The following is a 20,354-nucleotide window of genomic DNA, read 5'->3' on the forward strand; positions in this document are numbered from 1 at the left end:
GACATCACATGAAAATTGAAAGAGTATTTTAGAAGCCAATCTTTTAACCAAGTTTTTTTGCGATTTCTTCAACATTAATATGAGTATATCTCTTGAGCATAGATAGGGTTTTATGCCCAGATATTGCAGATAACTCAATGAGATTAGAAACTTTCCCCATCAAGTTAGTTATAGATGTATGCCTTAAGTCATGAAAATGAAAATCTTCAATTTCAGCTCGCTTTGTGGCTTTCATGAAGTATGCCGCGACACAAAAATCATTAATTGGAAAAACTCGCCCATCAATGCTCTTCGGTAGGTCTTGTAATATTTTGACTGCATATTTCGATAAGGGTACATATCGACTTTCTCCATTTTTGGAGTCAGCAATAAATGCAATTTGTTTTGTGTAGTCGATATTCGACCATCTCAATGAAAGCATTTCTCCTCTTCTCATGGCTGTTTCTAATGCAAACTCGACTAATGGTTTCATCCAAATATTTCTACGGTTCTTTTGAGTGGCGGTTAATGCTTCAAGCAAATATTCTTTTTCACTTGGACTAAGTATTCTTGAACGCCCTGCAGGGGAAGGGGGTTTTCTGACCAGAGAAACTGGGTTATCAATATTAATGTTCCACTCTCGTCTTGCGTGATTAATAATGCTTGAAAAATAGCTTAGCTCTCTAATTACTGTTCCAGCAGAGACAGACTTAAGTCTTTCATCTCTGTAATCTGCTATCTTGGATGGTGATAGAGAAGTCATGGACAATTTTGCTATAGATTTTCTACAGATTGCATTTAATCTGATAGTGTCCTCAGTATTACTTTTCATGCTGGGAGTAACTTCACGTATATATTTTTGAATGATTTCTTTGAAAGTTGTTTTTTCAGCAATTGAAATATTGGTATAGCTTCCCTTATCGATGTCTCTTTCAATTTGCCTAGCCCATTTCTCAGCATCACTTTTAATTAAAAAAGTTTTTGCTATCGTGGGTATACCTTTTCGAACAACTCTTGCCTGCCATTTACCATTTCTATTTCTGATTGAAGCCATTTCTAATCCTTTGATTGGACAGAAATTGGACAAAACTTTAAATTTAACTTTTACCGAAGCATGTGATGTTAGTAGTTACTTACCCAGCAACCCAGTCCCCGCTTTTGCCGCCATGCTTTTCCAGCAATTTGATATCGCGCATCACCATGCCTCTATCCACCGCTTTGCACATATCGTAAATCGTTAGCAACGCCACTTGTACTGCAGTCAGTGCTTCCATTTCTACGCCAGTGGGCCCCACCGTTTCACAGGTCACCTGGCAGCGGATGCTGGATTCGGCTTGCAATACATCAAAATGTACTTTCACGCTGGTGAGGGCAATGGGGTGGCACAGTGGAATTAAGTCAGATGTTTTTTTACTGGCTTGAATCGCGGCAATGCGTGCAATGCCTAGCACATCGCCTTTTTTAGCATCGCCTTGGGTAATGAGTTGTAGCGTGGCCGGTAGCATGGAGATGTCTCCGCTAGCCACCGCAATACGTTTGGTAGAAGCTTTGTCGCCAATATCTACCATATGGGCTTGCCCCTGTGCATTCAGGTGCGTTAACTTGCTCATGGATTACCTTCTATTTTGAAATGTGCGTGAACTTGCTGATTAAAGTCATTATCATAATAACAATGAGTAGATATATTTCAAATACAAGATTACGCCATACGGCTTGGGTATGCATGTTAGCGGCGGGGTTGACCGCCCCAGCAGTACAGGCGGCAGAGCAAAGCAAGCAACCCACACTTACAGGCAAGCCTTATCAGCCGCCTAGTACGCTGGATACCAACTTGCCACGTGATTACACTAGCGACCTGCCAGACTTGGGTGATGTTTCGCAAACTGTGCTTTCGCCGCAAGATGAGCAGCGGATTGCTGATCAAATCATGCGCGAGGTGTATGTGAGTGATGAGGTACTGCAAGATTCTGAAATCACCGACTACTTGCAGGCCTTAGGCAATAAACTGGCCGCAGCCAGCCCAGATAAAAGACAAGTATTTAACTTTTTTGTGGTGAATGACAACAGCATTAATGCGTTTGCGATGCCGGGCGGTGTGATTGGTGTGCACACTGGTTTGTTTATCGCTGCCAATAACGAATCGGAACTGGCCAGTGTGCTTGGGCATGAGATTGGGCATGTGACACAACGTCACCTAGCGCGTATGCTGGCCTCGCAAAAGTACGATACCTTTAAAAATATTGCAGCCACTGCGCTGGCTTTACTGGTGGCGAGATCAAATCCGCAATTGGCGACGGGTGCCATGGTGACTGCCTCTGCGTCTACGATGCAACGTCAATTGGACTATACACGCGAACATGAGCGTGAAGCTGATAGGGTGGGCTTAGCCATTTTAGATGGCGCTGGGTTTGATGTGCGTGCGATGCCTGCTTTTTTTACCACCATGCAACGTGGTACACGCTTTGTGGAGGGCAGTGCGCCTAGCTTTTTACGTACGCACCCGTTAACCGCTGAACGTATTGCCGATGTCTCGAATCGTGTACAGAACTTGTCTTACAAGCAAGCAAAAGATAGTCTGGATTTTTATCTGGCGCGTGCAAAAATTCGTGCAGGCTTGGGGTTTCCCCAATCCGCGATTGACGAGTTTGAAGAGAATATTCGTGAGCGGCGCTTTAATAGCGAGGTAGCCGAGCACTATGGTTTAGCCTATGCCTATCTGCGCAAAAACGATGGCGTGAACAGCGCGCGCGAAATGCAATGGTTAAAAACCAATGCGCCAGCGCACCCCAATTTTGAAACCTTAGCCGCAGCCATTGAGATAAACAATAAGCAGCTGGCAAAAGCACAAGCTATTTATGCACAAGCACTCATTAAGTATCCGCAGCATCGTGCGTTGGTGTATGGTTATGCAGATAGCTATTTGGAGAGCAGGCAGCCCGATAAAGCAGTAAAGTTGATTAACGAAAAGCTGCGTTTATTTCCGAATGATGCGCATTTTTACGATATGCTGGCCAAAGCCTACACCATGAAAGGCCAAGTGCTGTTAAAGCATCAGGCTCAAGCCGAGGCGTATTATCGTCAATATGATGTGAACCGTGCCGTGGAGCAAATGGAGCTTGCCGCTAAAGCAAAAGATGGCAATTTTTATGAACGCTCTATTGTGGAAGCAAGGCTCAAAGAGCTGCGCCGTCAACAAAATATTGAAAAAGAGGCAAAAGGATAACCATGCAACGTCGTACGTTTCTGCAATCACTGTTTGGTTTAATGCTCTTGCCCGTGAATGCCATTGCCGCAGCTTGGAATAAGGCTGCTTTTGAAGCGAGCACGTTACAGCAAGCCACAGCAGGGCTTTCTATTCAGACGGAAGTACCCAGTGACCAGATATCACTGCTTGCGCCCGATAAAGCTGAAAATGGTGCCGTGGTGCAAATCGAAATGGTAAGTCGTATTCCTAACACCGAAGCACTGGCATTGTTTGTGGCTGACAACCCCACCCCGCTGATTGCTAATGTGATGTTTGCCGCTGGTACGCAGCCCAAGTTGGTCACACGGATTAAAATGGCGCAAACTTCACAAGTAAAAGTGGTGGCCAAAGTAGGTGATCGCTATTTCACGACAAGCAAGCAAGTAATTGTGCTAGAAGATGGCTGTGGCGGAACGGACACCGATGCAAAGTTTGAACCTAGCATGAAAATGCGCGCTAGGCTGGTGGGGGAGGTGACAGAAGTGAAGCTGATTATTGTGCACCCCATGACCACCGGGCGCAGTAAGAATGCCGCAGGAGAAATCATCCCAGCGCATTTTATGCAAACCATCACGGCCACCTTACATGACAAAGTGGTGCTTGAAGCGCATTGCAGTACAGCGATATCCAAAAACCCCTATTTTACGTTTTATGTGACGGGTGCCAAACTAGGTGACCAAATCATGGTGAAATGGCAGGATAATATGGGATATGCAGGTCAGGGGCAGATAGCGGTCGCTGTTTAACTCACTAGCCGAGCTTGGGCAGTTCGAGCTTCGGGGGTGTAAAACTGTCATATCGAGCAGCGTACATTTGTTATGCATAAATTAAATTTATCACACCAATTAATACAATCAATTTTACTTAACTATCACGCATCATTACAATGCGTACATAGATTTTATAAACCACTAGAAAAAAGGAAATAACCATGTCACTGATCAACACACAAGTACAACCATTTAAAGCGCAAGCGTTTCATAACGGTAAATTTATTGAAGTGACGGAAGCTAGCCTAAAAGGCAAATGGTCTGTGATTATTTTTATGCCTGCAGCGTTTACATTTAACTGCCCTACAGAAGTAGAAGATGCAGCGGACAACTATGCTGAATTCCAAAAAGCGGGTGCAGAAGTATACATTGTTACAACCGATACACACTTCTCACACAAAGTGTGGCATGAGACTTCACCAGCTGTGGGCAAAGCAAAATTCCCACTGGTAGGTGACCCTACACACCAATTAACACGTGCATTTGACGTGCATATTGAAGAAGAGGGTTTGGCACTACGTGGTACGTTTGTGATTAACCCAGAAGGCGTGATTAAAACACTGGAAATCCATAGCAATGAAATCGCACGTGATGTAAAAGAAACATTACGTAAATTAAAAGCAGCGCAATTTACAGCTAGCCATCCAGGTCAAGTATGCCCGGCTAAATGGCAAGAAGGCGCACAAACATTAACGCCATCATTAGATTTGGTTGGTAAGATTTAAGCGACTGCCTGTAAGTGAGTAATCACGGCCACTTTAAGACACAATCTTAGAGCGGCGGCAAAAGAGAAGGGCATTATTCAAAAGATAATGCCTTTTATTTTCCACGCACCTTTTACGGTGTTATTGATTGAAGAGAGTCATCATGGCATTAGAAAACAATATTAAAACGCAATTACAAGGTTATTTGCAGATGCTACGCGAGCCAATTGAATTGGTCGCATCATTAGACGATAGCGCTGGCGCAAAAGAAATGCAGGAGCTGTTGGAAGAGATTGCCAGCATGTCTGACAAAATTACGCTGGTGCATGAAGCAGATGCGCGCAAGCCCTCATTTGCCGTACGTCGTGCTGCCAACCACAAAGATGCGGCGAAAGCGGTAGGCGTTCGTTTTGCTGGTATCCCGATGGGGCACGAGTTTACCTCGCTAGTGTTGGCGTTGTTGCATACTGGCGGGCACCCGATGAAACTGGAGCAAGAAAAAATTGACCAGATTGCAGCGATTGAAGGCGAGTTCCATTTTGAGACTTATATCTCATTAAGCTGCCATAACTGTCCGGATGTGGTGCAAGCGTTGAATATGATGTCTGTGATTAACCCGCATATCACCCATGTGATGATTGATGGCGCTTTATATCAGGATGAAGTCAAAGCAAAAGACATTATGTCTGTACCCACCATCTTTTTAAATGGTGAGGTATTTGGTGCTGGCCGTATGGAGCTTGAGGAGATTTTGGCCAAAGTTGACACTGGCGCGGTAGCACGTGCGGCGAAAAAATTAGATGCAAAAGCCCCTTATGATGTATTGGTCGTGGGTGGTGGTCCAGCCGGTTCGTCAGCAGCGATTTACTCTGCGCGTAAAGGCTTTAGAACTGCCATTGTGGCAGAACGCTTTGGCGGACAAGTGATGGATACGCTTGGCATTGAAAACTTTATCTCTGTCAAAGAGACCGAGGGGCCAAAACTGGTGGCTGCGTTGGAAGAACATGTGAAATCGTATGATATTGAGATCATTAACTTGCAACGTGCCAATGCCCTGAGCGAGCCAGGTAAAGACGGTAATAAAAATCACGATTTGATTGAGCTGAAATTAGACAGCGGTGCTACGCTCAAAAGTAAATCGGTGATCTTGGCGACCGGCGCGCGCTGGCGCGAGCTGAATGTGCCAGGTGAAAAAGAGTACCGTGGTAAAGGTGTAGCATACTGCCCGCACTGTGATGGTCCTTTGTTCAAAGGTAAGCCTGTAGCTGTGGTGGGTGGGGGTAACTCTGGTGTAGAAGCTGCGATTGATTTGGCTAATTTTGTCGGCCACGTTACGTTATTGCAGTTTGATACGACATTGAAGGCCGATGCGGTATTGCAGAAAAAATTGCATACACTCCCTAATGTCACGGTGATTACCAGCGCCCAAACCACAGAAGTGACGGGCGACGGCACTAAAATGAATGGCTTGACCTATACCGACCGCGTCACGGGTGAATCCAAACATTTGGCGTTGGATGGCGTGTTTGTGCAAATTGGCTTAGTGCCCAATACCGATTGGTTAAAAGGCACAATCAATTTGAGTAAGTTTGGTGAGATTGAAGTCAATCACCATAATGCAACCTCATTGCCGGGCGTATTTGCTGCGGGCGATGTGACAACCACACCATATAAACAAATCATCATTGCCATGGGCGAAGGCTCTAAAGCGGCACTTGGTGCGTTTGATTACATGATTAGGCAGTAGTTAAGAAGTAGTAAAGCAGTAGTGAAGTAAGCGTAAGCGTTAAGTTCCAAAGAAAAAGGGTGGCGTGATGCCACCCTTTTTTACGCCTAATCTATGCTTAAGTTGAACCGCCTGTCAGTAATACCCAAGCAATGAGTACCGAAACAAATTAAAACCATGTGATTTACTTCCCAATTGCAACATATTCTCTTTTGCACTGTGATACAACTGCATTTGCTCAATAGAACGTGAGAACTGATGCTGGTTTAGAGACTCTGAATTTATAGAATGATGTCTTTGACGTGGTGAGTAAAAGCTGGAAGGGGTAAAGACAAAGGCGGCAATCTACTCATTATTGTGACTTAATTGAGATTGAGCTTTATTGTGACCTTGATTGGCAGCAAGTAAATACCACTTTAGTGATTCAGTAAGGTCCTTTTTTACGCCCTGTCCATACTTAAATGCACCTCCTAGCTCATAGCTGGCCTGTGAGATAAACGAAGGTAAATCGGTATCATATTTGCCTGAGTAAACAAGCTGTGCTCTTGGATGGTCGAATTTATCCCCACGCACCCAACTTTTACTTTCTCGCAGAAAGACCCTCATGCCAGCACCATGGGCTGCACCACCATGTTCTATAGCAACTAAAATACATTCATCGCTAGCCGCCGCCATTATAAGTCTCAATGATGCTTCATTTCCAGAAGGAGAACAGCTTGAAGAAAATGGGCCACCTCTATCTGAAATGCCTAGATAAAGCTTACCTGATTGAAGTTGCTCTTTTTCTTCTTTAGCTAAGGCGTTTAGATTCCAATCACCATGACTATTTGCGTAGACCAGCCCAATAACGTCTGGCGGCAAATCTAATATACGATCAATCTGCGTGAAATTAGCTTGATAACAAGCATCCAATTCGCCTGCTTGCGAATAACCACTCATGAATACAAGACATAAAAAAAGATTCTTAAATACATGTAACATAAAATATAAGCCTTATATTTGATTTACACCGAGGGTAGTCGCTGTCATCTTAAAATCAGCAAACATGTCAGTCTATTTCGGTGGCCTTATCACAGGACAGTGTGACTGCTAAGACTTTAGTATGCTTGAGTAAACAACTTAAAGAAACAAGTCAACTCATCAAACTCAGCACCACCGCTTCTGCCACTTTAATCCCGTCCACCCCGGCAGATAAAATACCGCCGGCATAGCCTGCGCCTTCACCACATGGGAAAAGGCCCTTGGTGTTGATGCTTTGCAGCGTGTCGTCATCACGTTTAATACGAATAGGTGACGAAGTGCGTGTTTCCACACCTGTGAGTACAGCATCGGGAAAGTCAAAGTCTTTGATCTGCTTGGCAAACGCTGGAATGGCTTCGCGCATGGCGGTAATTGCAAATTCTGGCAGCGCGGTATCTAAATTGGTCAGGTGCACGCCAGGTGTGTAAGACGGCATCACTTCGCCCAATTGGGTGGATGGACGGTTTGCCAAGAAGTCACCAATCAGTTGTCCTGGCGCTTTGTAGTTGCTGCCCCCCATTACATAGGCATTGCTTTCCAACTGACGTTGCAACGCCATGCCAGCTAACGGGCCATAGGGGCTTGATTCTGGCGGGAAATCTATCTCTGGTGTAATACCCACCACAATACCAGCGTTAGCATTACGCTCGTTGCGGCTGTACTGGCTCATGCCATTGGTAACCACACGTTCTGGCTCTGAGGCTGCCGCAACCACGGTGCCACCGGGGCACATGCAAAAACTATAGACACTACGTCCATTTTTGGCGTGATGCACTAGCTTATAATCGGCTGCGCCCACCTTGTTAAGTAAGTCGGAGCTCAAGCTCTTGCCATAGCGTGCTTTATCAATGAGTGATTGCGGATGCTCCATGCGGAAGCCAATAGAGAACGGCTTGGCTTCAATATAAATACCACGCTTGTGTAGCATCTCAAACGTATCACGGGCGCTGTGTCCCACAGCCAGCACAACGTGTTGGGTACTAATGGTTTCGCCACTATGGAGTGTCAGTCCCTGCACTTGTCCGCGTTCAATATGAATGTCGTCTACGCGGCTTTCAAAACGAATCTCCCCACCCAGCGCAATAATGCTGCGACGCATTTCTTCTACCATTCCCACCAATCGGAAGGTGCCAATATGCGGATGGCTCACATATAAAATCTCTTCCGGCGCCCCAGCTTTCACAAACTCTTGAATGACCTTGCGCCCATAGTGCTTAGGGTCTTTGATTTGGCTATAGAGCTTGCCGTCAGAGAATGTACCAGCGCCACCTTCGCCAAATTGCACGTTAGATTCAGGATTTAGCACACTTTTGCGCCACAAACCCCAAGTGTCTTGCGTGCGTTTGCGTACCTCTTTGCCGCGCTCCAATACAATAGGCTTAAACCCGGCTTGTGCAAGAATGAGGGTAGCAAAGATACCGGCAGGGCCAAAGCCAATCACCACGGGGCGGGGCGTGTTGACATGGCTGTCTTTGGTAATCGCTTTGTATTCTGTATCTGGCGCAGGTTTGATGTGCGGGTCTTTTTTAAACTTGGCCAGAATTTTGGCTTCGTTTTTAACTTGTACATCTAAGTTATACACATACAAAATCGCATGCGATTTACGTGCATCTACGCCGCGTTTGAAAATAGAAAATTGGATTAAATCAGAAGCCGGGATATCCAAGCGTTTAAGCAGCGCAGCTTTGATTTGATCGTCTTGGTGTTTGAGCGTATCGGCTTGCTCAATAGGGAGTTTAATTTCTGTAATACGTAGCATGGTTAACCTTGAGGATAGTAGTTATCTATCAAAACGACATTTTACTACAGGGCATGCAATCAGCTAAATACCTAAATCCAGTTGTAATAGTTTTTTAAGCATGGGGATGGTCACCGGTTTTTTTTCAGTCAATGACCATTCATCTAAAGCGTCTAGCACTGTCATCAGTGTGGGTAAATCACGTCTTAAATAGCGTAGGCAGTAATCGACTACTTCATCCGGTAGCCGCATGCCACGTTCTTGCGCATGCGATTTCAGTGCTTGCGCTTTTTCTTCATCGGTGAGGGGGTGTAATTGGTACACCAGTCCCCACGCCAATCGGGTGGCTAAGTCATCGCGCAATCCCATTTGTGTGGGTGCGTATAGCCCAGCCGTAATCAAGGTTTCGCCTTGCTCTTTAAGTTGATTGTAGCGGTTAAATAGTGCGATCTGCGCTGTCTCGCTTAACAAGTGCACATCGTCCGCAATATGCGCGCCGAGTGTTTGTGCTGCTGCAAGTAAATGCGATTTTCCGCTACCGGGCTCGCCCCAGATATACACAAATCGACTAGGTGCCGTGCCTTGAATGGCTGCATATAGATTGCTGATGGCTTCTTGATTATTGCCCGCCACAAAGTTGTGCAGGCTAGGCGGCGCTGGGGGTTGAATATCCAGTAATAGTTGCTTCATGGTCGTTGCAACTTATTTTAGATAGGCATCGCTATTCAGGTAATTGTCTTTGGTGTGACGCAAACCGACAGCAATCGCTGCGCTGACAGGTAGCGCCAACAATACACCGGCAAAGCCAAACAGCTGACCACCAGCCAATAAAGCCAAAATCACAATCACCGGATGCAGACCGATACGCTCACCCACCAGCAGCGGTGTTAGGAAAAAGCTCTCAATAAACTGGCCTAATCCAAACACAATCAATACCGGTACAACTTCTGCAAAAGAGCTGAACTGCAAAATGGCCAATAGCACGGCCAAAATAAATGCAAGTGCAAACCCTAAATAAGGCACAAAACTGAGTAAGCCAGCAATCAAGCCAATGGAAAGTGCCATGTCTAAGCCGACCAGCCATAAACTGATGCTATAAAATACGCAAAGCGCCAACATGACAGACAGTTGCCCACGCAAAAATTCGGCCACCACTTGGTCGACCTCTTTAGCAATGGTGGTGACGCCATCAATCCAATCGCGCGGAATCAATTCACCTACATGGGAGACCAGTTCATCCCAATCGCGTAATAAATAAAAGAACACGATAGGGAATAAAAATAAATTAGCCAGCAAGCCAATAAAAGCCAAGCCTTGCGTGCCTGCCGTTTTTAATATTTCGCTGACGATATCTCCAGTGGTTTTCCAGTTTTTGGTGATGATATCTTGCAAATGGGAGCTGTCTATCGCCATGCTAATGCCTAGTTTAGACTGTAGCCAAGGCTCTACAGAATGACGTAGGTTATCCACCATCACGGGTAAGCGTTCTACAATGAGTAACGATTGTTTTTGCAATAGAGGGACTAAAATTAAAAACAAGATAACGATCGCAAGCAAGAATCCCAATAACACTAAGGTGGTGGCGATGGTACGCCCCATGGAATACTTGCCCACTTTTGTGTCACTTAGCCAGTCCACCAGCGGGTCGCAAATATAGGCTAAGACAGCTGCAATCAGGAATGGCGTCAGAATCGGGCTAAGCAAATAAACCACAAAAGCGATGAGCCCCATAAACACTAACCAACGGTAGTCACGTTTGTGTGGCGCGTTTTTGCTATTTTCTGCGTTGTTTTTTGGTTGATTAGCCATAGTGAGTTAAAATTACGTTTTTAAAATTATACTGACATTAACTTAGTTTAATTCAAAGTTCCCGCAATAAATTGAATCGAGACGCATTTTGAGCACACCATCAGACCAAAACACCTCTATTACCTACCGCGATGCCGGCGTAGATATTGAAGCAGGCGATGCTTTAGTAGAGCAAATCAAGCCCTTTGCCAAGCGCACCATGCGCCCGGAAGTATTGGGCGGTATTGGCGGGTTTGGCTCTTTGTTTGCGGTACCCAAAAAATTTAAAGAGCCGATTTTGGTGTCTGGCACAGATGGCGTGGGTACTAAACTTAAATTGGCATTTGAGTTAAATAAGCACGATACAGTTGGTATTGATTTGGTTGCCATGAGTGTCAATGATATTTTGGTGCAAGGGGCTGAGCCATTATTTTTCCTCGATTACTTTGCTTGCGGCAAACTAGAAGTCGGTACAGCAGCCTCTGTGATTAAAGGTATTGCACAAGGCTGTGAGCAAGCAGGTTGTGCTTTGGTGGGTGGTGAGACTGCAGAAATGCCAGGCATGTACCCGGCCGGTGAATATGACTTAGCCGGTTTTGCCGTAGGCTGTGTGGATAAAGCCAACTTGATTGATGGCAGTACGATTGCCGAAGGGGACGTGGTGTTGGGCTTAGCTTCAAGCGGCGCGCACTCCAATGGCTATTCATTGATTCGTAAACTGATTGAAAAATCCGGCATTGATTTCGAGTCGGATTTTCATGGCAAACCATTTAAAGATGTGGTGATGGCGCCGACTAAGATCTATGTGAAATCCTTGCTAGCCTTGTTGGAAGCGATGCCGGTGAAGGGCATGGCGCATATCACCGGTGGTGGTATTACGGAGAACGTGCCGCGCGTATTACCGGAAGGTTTAACGGCAGAAATTCAAGCCAGTAGCTGGACGCTGCCACCATTATTCCAATGGTTAAAAGCGCAAGGCAATATTGCAGATATTGAAATGTATAAAACCTTTAACTGCGGCATTGGCATGGTAGTAGTGCTTGCACCTGCTGATGCAGAAAAAGCTACGGAAATTCTGACTAAGGCTGGAGAGACTGTGTATTCGATAGGCCGCATTCGCGCGCAGCACGTGGGTGAAGCACCGACATTAGTAGTTTAATCGGATGATGGTGTAGCTTGTTGTCTAAATCGCTGACCATGCGTTATCCATGTTCATCATGCTAAGAGTTGAGAGTGATTAAATGAATAATGGAAATTTATATATCGCAAAACAAATGCGTATCTGGGTGTGTGTCATGGCGGTGTTGGTTGGCACGGTGCAAGCTGCGTATGCGGCGCCCAAATCGGTCAAGCTGGTTTACGAAGTAAAACGTGATGGGCAGAGTTTTGGTCATGTGACAGAAACCTATACCCAAAGTGGCAAGCAATACAAACTAGAATCCATCACCAAAGGTAGCGGCGTCTATGCCTTACTGGGCGAGCGCAAGTTGCTAAGCCAAGGTGATGTGACCAAAGAGGGGTTGCGTCCCAAACACTTTGAATCGCTACAAAGTACCAATGCTAAGAAAACGCTGATCAATGATTTTGACTGGCAAGCACGTATGTTAAGCATGCAAGTTAAGGGTAACAAAGAGCAGGTCGCATTGGTGCCTGGCACACAAGATTTGCTAAGCGTGATGTATCAATTTATGTTTAAGCCGCCAGTAGTGGGCCAGCTGAAACTGCCGGTTACCACTGGTAAGCGTTTAAGAACGCATCAATATCAAGTGAGTGCGCAGAGCGCAAAACTGGTCACGCCCGCTGGGGAATTTAAAGTATTGGAGCTGACTGAAATAGATGATGCCGATGCGAAGAAGATTTATCTAGCCACAGAGAAATACGCGTTGCCCGTCAAAATTGTGGTGCAGGACGATGGTGCGACTATTGAGCAACTGTTGACGAAAATGACTATTGAGTAAATTGAACTGGCATAGCATCAAGGCTTGGTGGTTTGATCCAACGACAAAGCGACTTGGATATGCTGTTCTGCTCTCTACGCTACTACATTTTTTATTCATAGACCAGTCTGGCTGGGTAACGCTATCTAAATTTCCCAGCCCATTTCAGTCGATAGATGCCGAGCTAGTGGCGTTGCCTCCTCACCCAGTTGCTGCGCAGCAACAGTCGGAAACTGCACTCAATGAGCAGACGCAGGCTGAACCAGCAGTGAAAGAACTGCCAGAAGCAGTGACAGAAAATGTAGCAGAACCTGTGCCGGAATCTACCACTTATGCGCCAGCATCTTCTGAACCGCTGGTGGATGAAGCTGTGGTTGAAGTAGCGTCGTCAGAAGTAATAGCGCCGGAGGCAGCAGGTGCTGAAGCAGAGCAAGCGCTCACTTTGCCGGATACGACTGCTGATGTGAAGAAGCCTCAGCCTTTTACCATGGTTGAAACAGATTTTGATGTGTTGGTGAATCACAGTCCAGAGCGGGTGGGGACGGCTAAAATTCGCTACGCTAAAAGCAATGATCAACGCTATGAACTGACTTGGAGTGTCAGTCTGACAGGGTTAATTAGTCTGGTCTATCCGGATTTATTGCAAACCAGCCAAGGTAAAGTGACCGAGGCTGGATTATTGCCAGATTATTACCTATACAAATTTGGTGCGCGTGAAGAAAAATCCTATCAGGCCAGTTTTAATTGGGTAGATAAAGAGGTGGCGCTACAAAGCACCAAAGGTACCAAAAAAGTACCTATTGCCGACAACGTAAAAGCAGGGCATATACAAGATTTTTTGAGTTTTATGTACCAATTTATGTTTGCACCGCCATTGGAGGATATGCAAATGTATTTAACCAATGGCAGAAAATTAAGTCTGTACGACTATGGATTTGAAGGCGAGGAATTACTGGAACTGAAATTTGGCACGGTAAACACTTACCATATTCAGCATGCCAAAGCAGATTCCGAAGATAAAACAGAATTATGGCTGGCCATGGATTATCAATATGTGCCAGTAAAAATTAGAAAAACCGAAAAAGATGGTACTGTGATTGAGCAGATTGCGACCAGATTGAAATTTGAAACGATAGAAAACGAAACCCTTTTACCATGACCCCGAATTTATTGCGCCAAGCGGCGATGTTACTCACCAATTTGCTGGATTTTAACAGCCCGGCCGATGCCAAGTTAGGCGAATTTTTTCGCAACCACCGTGAGTTAGGCACTAAAGAGCGCGCCTTTGTCGCCGAGAGTGTGTATGGCGTCTTGCGCCGCCTGCGTTATTTGAGTGTGGTTGCGGCTAACGAGGAAAATGACCCCGATGATGCACGTAAATTGATTTTGGCGTGGTTGTTGCGCGTACAAGGCAAAAGCCTGCGCGAGTTGGACGACATATTGACCGAACAGCAAAAAGAGTGGGCAATTGCGATTAAAGCGAAATCTACCGACAATTTGCCACTTGCCGTACAGGCCGATGTGCGCGATTGGTTCTGGGATAAATTGGTAGCACAATATGGCGAGACTGAAGCTTTGACCATTTGCCGTAGCATGTTTGAGCAAGCCAGCTTGGATTTGCGCGTGAATACCATTAAGGCGACACGTGAAGAGGTGCTGGCAAAAATGCAGGCCGAAAATACCGTGAAAGATAATGTGATTGCGACGACGCCATACTCTCCCATTGGTATTCGTATGGGTGCCAAATTGAATATCAACCGCCATGTCTTGTTTACCGAGGGCAAGATTGAAGTGCAGGATGAAGGTAGCCAATTACTGAGTTATTTGGTCTCGCCTAAGCGCGGCATGATGGTGGCCGATTTTTGCGCGGGTGCTGGTGGTAAAACCTTAGCCATCGGCGCATTGATGAAAAATACAGGGCGTTTATATGCGTTCGATGTGTCAGAAAAGCGTTTGCATAACTTGGGCCAACGCCTAAAACGTTCAGGCTTGTCTAATTTGCATGCCCAAGTCATTAGTAGTGAGCAGGATCCTAAGCTCAAACGCTTGAATGGTAAGTTTGATCGCGTGCTGGTGGATGCACCGTGTAGTGGGTTGGGTACATTGCGTCGTAATCCAGATTTGAAATGGCGCCAAACCGAGCAAGATGTGCTGGAGCTGACGCAAAAGCAATCGGCTATTTTGGCCCGTGCCGCTAAGTTAACTAAGGCGGGTGGACGTTTGATCTACGCCACTTGTAGCCTATTGCGTGATGAGAATGAAGCGATTGTGGAAGCGTTTATAGAGGCGAACCCAGAGTTTAGCTTGATACCCGCTAACGAGGTGTTAGCGCATTACCATATTGCACTGGATACTGGCCAATATTTGAAATTACTGCCACACCTTCATCAAACCGATGGCTTTTTTGCCGCCGTGTTTGAAAAACGTGCCGCCAATCCAGAAACAAAAGCCGATACTCAAGCAGATAAGGCGAGTGACTAAGCCATGCGATTCCCCAGCCTCAATATGCAAATTCTGTTGGGTGCATTATTGGGTGTTGGGGTAGGGGTCTATTTTCATGGCTTGGGTGCGCAGCACCCTACTGTGAGCACAGGCTTATATCTGTCTAATTTGGTTGGTACGCTGTTTATCGACTTACTCAAAATGGTATTGGTGCCGTTGGTGTTCTGTAGTATTGCGGTGGGTATTGCTAATTTACGCAAGCATCAGCAAATTCATAAGGTGTGGGTCAGCACACTGCTGTTTTTTACGTTCACTATGATGATTGCCATTACGTTGGGCATGGCAGCTAGTCTGTATTTCAAACCAGGTGCCGGCTTGCATATCGATATGTTTGCCAATGCGATGCAAAGCTTCGAGGCGAAGCAGATGCCTTTGTCCGAGTTCTTTACCCAATTTTTGCATGGCTTATTTGTCAATCCGTTTAAAGCGCTGGCCGATGCAAATGTGCTGGCAGTAGTGATGTTTGCGCTGATGCTAGGGGTTGCATTGATAATGGGTGGCGAGCGCTATCAACATCTGCTCAAATTGCTGGAAGAAGCGCTAGAAATCACCATGCACATTGTTGGTTGGGTCATGCGCCTTGCGCCATTTGGCATAGCTGCTTTATTAATCAAACTGGTCAGCACGCAAGATTTTGCCATGCTCTCTACATTACTCACTTTTGTGTTAGTGGTAGTTAGTACCACCTTACTGCATGGCGTGGTGATTTTGCCCGGCATCATGTATGCAGTGACAAGGAAATCGCCCTTATGGTTTTGGCGTGGCGCGCGTGAGGCATTGATTACTGCATTTGCGACCAGTTCCAGCTCTGCCACCTTGCCGGTAACCATGCGCTGCACCACGCAGCATTTGCATGTGAAGCCTGAAATTGCTGGATTTGTAGTGCCACTGGGTGCGACCATAAATATGGATGGCACCGCATTATATGAAGCAGCAGCAGCGTTATTTATTGCCAATTTGGTGGGGGTGGAATTAACGTTTGCACAGCAACTGGTTGTGTTTTTCACCGCTATGCTGGCTTCCGTGGGGGCGCCTGGCATTCCCAGTGCAGGCATGGTCACCATGGTCATGGTATTGCAGTCGGTCGGTTTGCCTGCGGAAGCCATCGCCATCCTGCTACCCATTGATCGTTTACTCGATACATTGCGCACAACGGTGAATGTAGAAGGCGATATGATTACCAGTGTGGTGGTGCAAAAAATGACAGCAGAAAAAATCACATAGTAGGCATCGTTATGTTAGAAATAAGACGTGCGCAGCTGGCAGATGCAGAGGCTGTTGCCCAATTAATTAATAGTGCTTATCGAGGAGAGTCCAGCCGCGCGGGGTGGACTACCGAAGCAGATTTAGTGGATGGATTACGGACGACTGCGCAAGAAATCGTGCATCTCATTCAGCAGCCCGATTTATTTATATTGGTGGGAGAGTTGGACCAACAGCTAGTTGCGACTATTTGTTGTGAGTGTATCCAAGATGCCGGCCAACAAAAAGCCAAATTAGGCATGATCGCGGTTAAACCCAACATACAGAATCAAGGTATAGGCAAGCAAATCATTCAGGCTGCAGAAGCGCATGCGTCTGCGCAATGGTCAATCCAAGCTTATTGTATGACGGTAGTGACTGTGCGAGATGCACTCATTGCATTCTATAGGCGGCAAGGGTATCAGCCTACGGGTATAGTGCACCCGTTTCCTGAAGCCCCGGACTTGTGGCAACCAAGAGTTCACGGGCTTCAGTTTGAGTATTTTGAAAAATCTATCTTACCAACCTAAGGCATTGCGCTAGTACGTTTTATGCAAAACGCTTGAATTTGGCCAAGCCACCCATCATCAGTGAGTAAGCGGCGGGCACCACAACTAAGGTCAATAATGTGGATGAAATCATCCCACCAATAATGGCGATCGAAAGCGGTTTGTTGGTTTCTGAGCCAGCCCCCAAGCCAATCGCTGCCGGTAATAATGCCAAAATAATAGTCAGTGATGTCATCAATACTGGGCGTAAACGCACTGGACAGGCCGTACTTAACGCTTCTTGCACACTGGCACCTTCTGCACGTAATTGGTTGGTAAGGTCTACCAATAAAATAGAGTTTTTAGCTACCAAACCAATCAGCAATACCAAACCAATCATAGAGAAAATATTGAGCGAATTGCCTGTTACTAGTAAGGCAATCAGCCCGCCAATAATGGCTAGCGGTTGCGCCAGCATGATAATGAGCGGCTGCAGAAATGAGTTGAACTGACTGGCCAATACCATGTACAACAACACAAATGCCAACACGAAGACAAATTGGAGATTTTGCATGGTTTTGCCTAGCTCTTCGGCTTGGCCGGTATATTTGAGATGGTAGCTGACCGGTATTAACTTACGCGCCGTGTCATTGACAATAGTGACCGCATCACCCAGCGATACATTGGGGTTGGCGTAAAAATTCACCGCATATTGCAAATCATAGCGCCCAATCACAGCAGCGCCCAAGGTTGGCTTAAAGCGCGCCACTGCATCAATTCGCACCAGTTCACCATTGGCGCTGCGCAAGTAAATTTTGCTTAAATCTGCGGTCTGCTGTAACTCGCCATCAGTCGTTTTTAGACGTATATCATAGCGTTGACCATCGCTGATTTTGTCGTTGTATTTGGCTACGTTAATGCCACCCACATATAAACTCACGGCGGTGGCAATTTCGTTGGCATCCAAGCCCAGTGTGGCTGCACGTACGCGGTCAATGTCAATTTCTACCTGTGGTAAATCCAGCTGTACATCCACATCTACTTTGCCAATACTGCCATTGGCACTTAGCGTACGTTGCAGGTTTTCAGAGAGTTTGCCTAACTCTTGTAGATTAGTACCAGTCAGGTTGAATTGCAATTTCTCAGAGCGCTGGCCACGTACAATCCCACTGGCACCGGGAATCGCACGTACGCCAGGAATCTCATCCATCTCCGCTTTAATTTCACGCGTGAGCTGTTGTTGGCTTTTACTACGTAATTCCTTGGGTTTTAGGCGCACATTGATGTTGCCTTGATTGACCTGACCGCGTGAGCCAGCGCCAATGGTTGAGAAGTAACTATCAATCTGGTCGGTATGCCGTGCTAGCACGTCTTCCAGTAACTTCATGCGTGAGTCGGTGTAATCCAAACTAGAACCCAGCGGTGTTTTTACGGTAACGGTAAAGCTGCCTTCATCGGTTTCCGGCACAAAGTCTTTTTTAACGTACTTGAGGGTATAAAAGCCGGAAGCGCATACAAATATTACAGTCACAATCATCACCAGACCACGGTGCAATAAGGTGTAATGCAGAATTTTCTTGTACGCTTCATCAAGACTGCTCAATACACGCCCAAAGAATCGATACAGCGCATTTTCTTTGTGCGTCACGCTTAAATAACGTGAGCACAGCATGGGTGTAAGTGTGAGCGACACAAATAAAGAGACCAGCACGCCAAATGTGACCACCACGGCAAAGGATTTAAAGAACATACCCATGATGCCGTCCATAAAAATCACAGGGGCAAAAATACACACCAGCGAGAACGAGGACGCAAGCACCGCAAAAATCACTTCATTGGTACCAGCAAGCGTGGTTTCCCTGCGATAAGCATCGACCGCACGCGGGTCATTCAAGTTGAGGCCTTGCTGGCCTATGCCTGCTTCGCCAGACATGTGGCGCAGAATACTTTCACGCACCACAATCGCGTCATCCACCACCACGCCAATCAACAGCAATAGTGCCAGTAGGGTCATGCTATTAAAGGTATAGCCAGAAAAATACATTACGGCAATCGCGCCTAGCAATGACACTGGAATTTCTAAACAAATCATCACGGTAGAACTAAAAGAACGCATAAAAATCAGCACAATCAGCGCAGCAAACAGCGTGCCTTCCACTAAGTGTTCTTTGAGCGAGGCCACCAGTTGATTAATGAAAATCGAGTCATTGGTAGAAATTTCCAGTGACAGACCTGGCGGCAAATTCGGGCGTACCTCAGTCTCTAATTTCTTAATCACATCATTGATAATTTCCACGGTGTTGGCGTTAGCAATTTTCACCATGCCCACACCTACTGTAGGCTTGCCGTTGTAGCGTGCAACTTGGCGGTTGTCGGTAATGCCGTCTTCAATTTCGGCAATGTCTTTCAGGTAAATAGGGATGCTGTTTTTAGTAGTGACGACCAGGTTGGCCAGTTCTTTGGTGGTGTGAAACTCCAAGTCTAACTTCAGCAACTGCTCGGCCTGTTGGCTGACCAAAAATCCACCAGGTAATTGCACGTGCTCACGTTTAAACGCATCGACCAAATCTGTGGCGGTCAGCTTGTAGGCAGCCATGCGCTCGGGGGAGACATTGACGCGAATCACACGATCACGACGACCACCCAAACGCACCTCACCCACGCCATTGATGGTTTCAAATTTTTTCTTCAGCACGTTATTGGCATACAGATTCAGCTGCTGAATGGTGCGGTCACCACTCAATGCCAGCCATATCACTGGTGAAGCGTTCGTGTCTACTTTCTGCACCACTGGTGGGTCGGTATCAGTGGGCAAGTTTTTGAGTACCTGATTGACCTTGGCTTGTACTTCGTTGTACGCCACGTCCACATTTTTTTCGATATTAAACGTAATGCTGATACTGGAAACGCCAGGTGATGAGGCTGATTGAATATGCTCGATGCCAGGCGTGGTGTTGATGGATGATTCAATGACGCTGGTAATGGAAGTATCTACCACATCCGGATCGGCACCACGTAAGGTAGTCGTGATCATGATGACCGGAAAATCAATCGAAGGGATGCGGTCTACGCCGATGCGGTTGTATGCGATGATGCCAAATAGCACAATGACGCCGGATAGCATCCAGGCAAGTACGTGTCGTTTAATCGATAGTTCAGGCAAGCTCATTTAAAAATCCAAATGTCGTCATCATGCTGGGTTCATCACAAAAAAAC

17 protein-coding genes are annotated in these 20,354 nt (G+C 46.2%); 10 read left to right on the forward strand and 7 right to left on the reverse strand.

Annotated features, from left to right (window positions below):
• Window positions 1–43: 43 nt before the first annotated feature.
• Both A3Q3_RS0110570 and moaC read right to left on the reverse strand, forming a co-directional pair.
• Complete coding sequence (locus tag A3Q3_RS0110570) at window positions 44–1,033, reverse strand: site-specific integrase (RefSeq protein WP_020183561.1); 990 nt, start codon at window positions 1,031–1,033, stop codon at window positions 44–46.
• 79 nt (window positions 1,034–1,112) lie between these two features.
• Window positions 1,113–1,589 carry a cyclic pyranopterin monophosphate synthase MoaC gene (gene moaC / locus A3Q3_RS0110575; protein ID WP_020183562.1) on the reverse strand — a complete coding sequence of 159 codons (477 nt, stop codon included), beginning with the start codon at window positions 1,587–1,589 and terminating at the stop codon, window positions 1,113–1,115.
• 113 nt (window positions 1,590–1,702) lie between these two features.
• Between moaC and A3Q3_RS0110580 the strand changes: the two genes are divergently transcribed.
• The 4 genes from A3Q3_RS0110580 to ahpF all read left to right on the forward strand — a co-directional run bounded on the left by A3Q3_RS0110580 (window position 1,703) and on the right by ahpF (window position 6,444).
• Window positions 1,703–3,202 (forward strand): M48 family metalloprotease, encoded by a 1,500-nt coding sequence (locus A3Q3_RS0110580; protein WP_020183563.1) that lies wholly within the window; start codon window positions 1,703–1,705, stop codon window positions 3,200–3,202.
• A gap of 2 nt (window positions 3,203–3,204) precedes the next feature.
• Window positions 3,205–3,969: a thiosulfate oxidation carrier complex protein SoxZ gene (gene soxZ / locus A3Q3_RS14670; RefSeq protein WP_020183564.1), complete on the forward strand. Its 765-nt coding sequence runs from the start codon at window positions 3,205–3,207 to the stop codon at window positions 3,967–3,969.
• A gap of 185 nt (window positions 3,970–4,154) precedes the next feature.
• Window positions 4,155–4,718, forward strand: a complete 564-nt coding sequence (ahpC, locus tag A3Q3_RS0110590) for an alkyl hydroperoxide reductase subunit C (RefSeq protein WP_020183565.1) — start codon at window positions 4,155–4,157, stop codon at window positions 4,716–4,718.
• 142 nt (window positions 4,719–4,860) lie between these two features.
• A complete protein-coding gene (ahpF, locus tag A3Q3_RS0110595; protein ID WP_020183566.1) occupies window positions 4,861–6,444 on the forward strand; it encodes an alkyl hydroperoxide reductase subunit F in 1,584 nt (527 codons plus the stop codon).
• Between the two features lie 324 nt (window positions 6,445–6,768).
• On the opposite strand, the gene A3Q3_RS13910 is transcribed toward ahpF, so the two are convergent.
• From A3Q3_RS13910 to A3Q3_RS0110615, 4 genes are all read right to left on the reverse strand, one after another.
• Window positions 6,769–7,404 carry an SEL1-like repeat protein gene (locus A3Q3_RS13910; protein ID WP_020183567.1) on the reverse strand — a complete coding sequence of 212 codons (636 nt, stop codon included), beginning with the start codon at window positions 7,402–7,404 and terminating at the stop codon, window positions 6,769–6,771.
• A gap of 151 nt (window positions 7,405–7,555) precedes the next feature.
• Window positions 7,556–9,202 carry an NAD(P)/FAD-dependent oxidoreductase gene (locus tag A3Q3_RS0110605; RefSeq protein ID WP_020183568.1) on the reverse strand — a complete coding sequence of 549 codons (1,647 nt, stop codon included), beginning with the start codon at window positions 9,200–9,202 and terminating at the stop codon, window positions 7,556–7,558.
• Window positions 9,203–9,265: 63 nt separating this feature from the next.
• Complete coding sequence (locus A3Q3_RS0110610; protein ID WP_020183569.1) at window positions 9,266–9,871, reverse strand: DnaA ATPase domain-containing protein; 606 nt, start codon at window positions 9,869–9,871, stop codon at window positions 9,266–9,268.
• 12 nt (window positions 9,872–9,883) lie between these two features.
• Window positions 9,884–10,990, reverse strand: a complete 1,107-nt coding sequence (locus tag A3Q3_RS0110615; protein WP_020183570.1) for an AI-2E family transporter — start codon at window positions 10,988–10,990, stop codon at window positions 9,884–9,886.
• A gap of 88 nt (window positions 10,991–11,078) precedes the next feature.
• Here A3Q3_RS0110615 and purM point away from each other — a divergent pair, with 88 nt between their 5' ends.
• The 6 genes from purM (at window position 11,079) to A3Q3_RS0110645 (ending at window position 17,180) form a co-directional block, all read left to right on the forward strand.
• Window positions 11,079–12,128, forward strand: a complete 1,050-nt coding sequence (purM, locus tag A3Q3_RS0110620) for a phosphoribosylformylglycinamidine cyclo-ligase (RefSeq protein WP_020183571.1) — start codon at window positions 11,079–11,081, stop codon at window positions 12,126–12,128.
• An 82-nt stretch (window positions 12,129–12,210) separates the two neighbouring features.
• On the forward strand, window positions 12,211–12,927 hold the full coding sequence (locus tag A3Q3_RS0110625; RefSeq protein WP_020183572.1) for a DUF3108 domain-containing protein: 717 nt from the start codon (window positions 12,211–12,213) through the stop codon (window positions 12,925–12,927).
• Window positions 12,920–14,065 (forward strand): DUF3108 domain-containing protein, encoded by a 1,146-nt coding sequence (locus A3Q3_RS14195; RefSeq protein WP_020183573.1) that lies wholly within the window; start codon window positions 12,920–12,922, stop codon window positions 14,063–14,065. The genes A3Q3_RS0110625 and A3Q3_RS14195 overlap by 8 nt, the downstream gene beginning before the upstream one ends.
• Window positions 14,062–15,387, forward strand: coding sequence for an RsmB/NOP family class I SAM-dependent RNA methyltransferase (locus A3Q3_RS0110635; protein WP_020183574.1), 1,326 nt, complete (start codon window positions 14,062–14,064; stop codon window positions 15,385–15,387). Before A3Q3_RS14195 ends, A3Q3_RS0110635 begins: the two co-directional genes overlap by 4 nt.
• 3 nt (window positions 15,388–15,390) lie before the next feature.
• Window positions 15,391–16,632 (forward strand): dicarboxylate/amino acid:cation symporter, encoded by a 1,242-nt coding sequence (locus tag A3Q3_RS0110640; RefSeq protein ID WP_026361879.1) that lies wholly within the window; start codon window positions 15,391–15,393, stop codon window positions 16,630–16,632.
• An 11-nt stretch (window positions 16,633–16,643) separates the two neighbouring features.
• Window positions 16,644–17,180, forward strand: a complete 537-nt coding sequence (locus tag A3Q3_RS0110645; protein ID WP_020183576.1) for a GNAT family N-acetyltransferase — start codon at window positions 16,644–16,646, stop codon at window positions 17,178–17,180.
• A gap of 19 nt (window positions 17,181–17,199) precedes the next feature.
• On the opposite strand, the gene A3Q3_RS0110650 is transcribed toward A3Q3_RS0110645, so the two are convergent.
• The gene (locus tag A3Q3_RS0110650) at window positions 17,200–20,307 is read right to left on the reverse strand and encodes an efflux RND transporter permease subunit (protein ID WP_020183577.1); all 3,108 of its coding nucleotides are present in this window, start codon (window positions 20,305–20,307) and stop codon (window positions 17,200–17,202) included.
• Window positions 20,308–20,354 lie beyond the last annotated feature (47 nt).

This window comes from Methylotenera sp. 1P/1 (assembly GCF_000384355.1).
Lineage (GTDB): Bacteria > Pseudomonadota > Gammaproteobacteria > Burkholderiales > Methylophilaceae > Methylophilus.